We start from the raw sequence: 3,804 nt of genomic DNA, 5'->3' as shown, positions 1-3,804 counted from the left end.
ACCGCGACGTCACCAACGACCGCCCCACAGCAGCCACATCCACACCGGAACCGGCTCCCGCCCACTCCAGCAGACGCCCAGCCTGAGCACGCACCGCCTCCACCGACTTACCCGACACCACCCACGGCACCACAGCCCCAACCAGGCCGTCCTCGGCGTCGCCCGCCATGCCCACCACACCAACCCGCTCAACCGGCTCAACCGGCTCAACCGGCTCGAACGGCTCGGCCGCTTCGAGGATGACGTGCGCGTTCGTACCCGACACACCGAACGACGACACACCCGCCCGACGCGGACGGTCACTCACCGGCCATGGAGTGGCATCGGTCAGCAACCTCACGGCCCCCTGAGACCAGTCGACCTTCGACGACGGGGCGTCCACATGCAGCGTCCGCGGCAGCACCCCATGCCGCATCGCCAACACCATCTTGATCACACCCGCGACACCCGACGCCGCCTGCGTATGACCGATGTTCGACTTCAACGACCCCAGCCACAACGGCCGGTCCTCCGGCCGGCCCTGCCCATACGTGGCCAGCAACGCCTGCGCCTCGATCGGATCCCCCAGCACCGTCCCCGTGCCGTGCCCCTCCACGACATCCACATCGGCGCTGGACAGTCCTCCGTTCGTCAGGGCTTGCCTGATGACCCGCCGCTGGGCCGGACCGTTGGGCGCGGTCAGCCCGTTGGACGCACCGTCCTGGTTCACTGCGCTGGAGCGCACGACCGCCAGCACCCGGCGCCCCTCACGACGAGCATCCGACAACCGCTGCACCACCAGCACGCCGGCGCCCTCGGACCACCCCGTGCCATCAGCGGCGTCAGCGAACGCCTTGCACCGCCCGTCGGCTGAAAGCCCGCCCTGCTGGGAGAACCCGATAAAGGTGTCCGGGGTGGCGATGACGGTCACTCCGCCGACCAGCGCCATGGAGCACTCTTCGGAACGCAGCGCCTGCGCGGCCAGGTGCAGGGCCACCAGCGAGGAGGAGCAGGCCGTGTCGACCGTCACCGCCGGGCCCTGGAGGCCCAGTACGTAGGCGACGCGGCCCGATATGACACTCGGCGAGCCTCCGGTGATCAGATGACCGGCAACGTTTTCCGAGGACCGGCCCGCCACCTCCACATAGCCCGATGGCGAGGCGCCCACGAACACGCCCACCTGGCTTCCAGACAGCGAGGCAGGGTCGATCCCCGCGTGCTCCAGGGCCTCCCAGGAGGTCTCCAGCAGCAGCCGCTGCTGCGGATCGGTCGCCACCGCTTCACGCGGAGAGATGCCGAAGAATTCCGCGTCGAAATGGCCTGCAGCCTGTAAGAAGCCGCCCTGGGTCGTGGTCGAGACAACGGTGTTCCCCGAGCCTCCGTGCAACTCTTCGAAGTCCCAGCCGCGGTCGGTGGGGAATTCGGAGATGGCGTCACGGCCCTTGGCCACCAAGTTCCACAGCTCGTCCGGCCCCGAGACCTCCCCCGGGAAGCGGCACGACATGCCGACGATCGCGATCGGCTCGTTCGCGGCATCGACGAACTGCTGGTTCTTGCGCCGGAGTCGTTTGTTCTCCAACAGCGAGGCGCGCAACGCTTCGACTACTTTGTCCGCAGACGTACTCATTGTCAGCTCCACAGATTCCGCGTTGTCACGACTCGTTGTCGGCGAGCGCTATCCGGACCAGATCGTCGACGTCGGCAGCCAGCAGGGTTGCTTCGTCGTCTTCTTGCTGTTGTTCCTGGGCATCTCGGTCGGGCGCGTCGCCGGCCAGGCCGAGTACGGCGTCCAGCAGGCCCGCCTCACGGAGCTTGGCCGGTGAGACGGACGCGATGAGTTTGCGCAGGGCTTCCTCGTCCGGCTCGGGGCCACTGCCGAGGGTTTCGCTGAGGTGATCGGCCAGGCCGGCGATCGAGGGGTAGTCGAACGCTATGGTGGCGGGCAGGCTCAACCCGGTCGCTGCCGCGAGTCGGTTGCGCAGTTCCACGGCCGTCAGGGAGTCGAAGCCCAGCTCCTTGAACGCCTGGCCGATGTCGATGCGGATGGACAGGGCGTGCCCGAGTACTGCGGCGACATGACCGCGGATCAGCTCGTGCAGGAACCTCGGACGGTCCGCGGCCGGAGTGTTCGCCCACCGCTGTGCGAAGCCCGATCCCGCGTCCGTGCTCTCCGAACTCCCGGCCAGTACCTCGGTGACTTGGGGGATGTCGGACAGCAGCGCACTGGGCCTGGACACCGTGAACGCGGGCGCGAACCGGTACCAGTCCATGTCCGTGACCGTCAGACCGGTCTCGTCGTCCTGGAGGACGCGCTGCAGGGCTGCCAGCGCCAGCCGGGGGCTCATCGGCAGGACACCCAGCCGCCGCAGGTACTCCCCCTGTTCAGGATTGTCGACGGCCATACCCGCTTCGGCCCAGTTGCCCCACGCGATCGCGGTCCCGGGCCGCCCCTGCGCCCGGCGGTGAGCCGCCAAGGCCTCCAAGTAGGCGTTTCCGGCGGCGTAAGCGGCCTGACCACCACTGCCCCACGACGACGCACCCGACGAGAACAGCACGAACGCGTCCAGCTCAAGACCTCGGGTCAGCTCATCCAAGTACGTGGCCCCCGCAACCTTGGCCCGCAGCTCCGCCTCCACCTGCTCCGGCGTCACCGAGTCCAACTCGACCACACCATGGCTCACCCCAGCCGCATGGACCACCATGCGCAGTGGAATATCCGCAGGTATGTCCCCGATTACGTTCGCCAGCGCGCTCCGATCCGCCACATCGCACGCCACCACCGTGACCCGCGCGCCCATGGCCTCCAGCTCGCTGCTCAGCCGCTGTGCCCCGGTGGCCGCCGAGCCGCGTCTGCTGAGCAGCACCACGTGCTGAGCGCCGCGCTCCACTGCCCACCGTGCAACGAACGCGCCCAGGCCGCCGGTACCACCAGTGATCAGTACCGTGCCCCTTACCTGCCACGGCACGCCACCAGAACCACTGGCCGGCGCATGGACCAGCCGGCGGCCGAACACCCCTGCCGCCCGCACCGCGACCTGGTCCTCGGCGCGCTCAGCGGACACCACCGACACGAGCCGGCGCGCCGCCCCCTCGTCGAACTCCTCGGGCAGGTCCACCAGACCGCCCCACTGCTGAGGCCGCTCCAACGCGGCCACCCGGCCGACGCCCCAGATCCCGGCCTGCCATGGACTGGCCACCGGGTCCTGTCCCCCGACCGACACCGCACCCCGGGTCACCGCCCACACGGGGGCCTCGATCCCGGCATCGCCCAACGCCTGCAGCAACACCAGGGTGGGCAGCACCCCTGGAGGCGTCACCCCCGGCCCTGCCGCGCCGAACGCCAACAGGGAGAGCACACCGACGAGTTCGCCGTCGGGCAGTCGCGACGCCAGCGTGCCGCGGTCGAACCCGTCGTACTCCAGTACATGGGCCGACGGGCCCATCGCGGCCACGACAGCGCTCAACCACGGGTCATCACTGACGTCGGCCGGCATCACGACCAGCCACGGTCCCGACACCGCGAATGCCGAGAAGCCGTCCAGCGCTTTCCAGGTCTCCCGGTAACGCCACCCCTCCACAGCACGGTCTTCGCGGAGCCGGTCACGCCACAACGACAGCGCGGGCACTACCGAGGACACCACATCGGTATCCAGACCCAACGATTCCGACAACGTCCGTACGTCGTGGCGCTCGACCGACGCCCAGAACTCCGCATCCAGTGGGTCCTGCACGACAGGCATCGCGTCCTCGGCCGCCTCGGGCCAGTACCGCCGGCGCTGGAACGCATACGTCGGCAGCTCCACGTGCCGGGCCCCTGCGAACAAC

Annotated in this window: 2 protein-coding genes; both read right to left on the bottom strand. The window is 69.2% G+C overall.

The window, feature by feature from the left end:
* On the bottom strand, positions 1–1,606 hold a 1,606-nt coding region (locus tag ACP4IX_RS35890; RefSeq protein ID WP_426558793.1), incomplete at its 3' end, for a type I polyketide synthase.
* Positions 1,607–1,631: 25 nt separating this feature from the next.
* Positions 1,632–3,804: SDR family NAD(P)-dependent oxidoreductase (locus ACP4IX_RS35885; protein ID WP_426558791.1), on the bottom strand; the 2,173-nt coding region annotated here is incomplete at its 5' end.

The organism is Streptomyces sp. WG5, assembly GCF_049974565.1.
GTDB lineage: Bacteria > Actinomycetota > Actinomycetes > Streptomycetales > Streptomycetaceae > Streptomyces.
The sequence above is the reverse complement of the archived record's forward strand: the minus strand, read 5'-3'. Positions and strand labels throughout refer to the sequence as shown.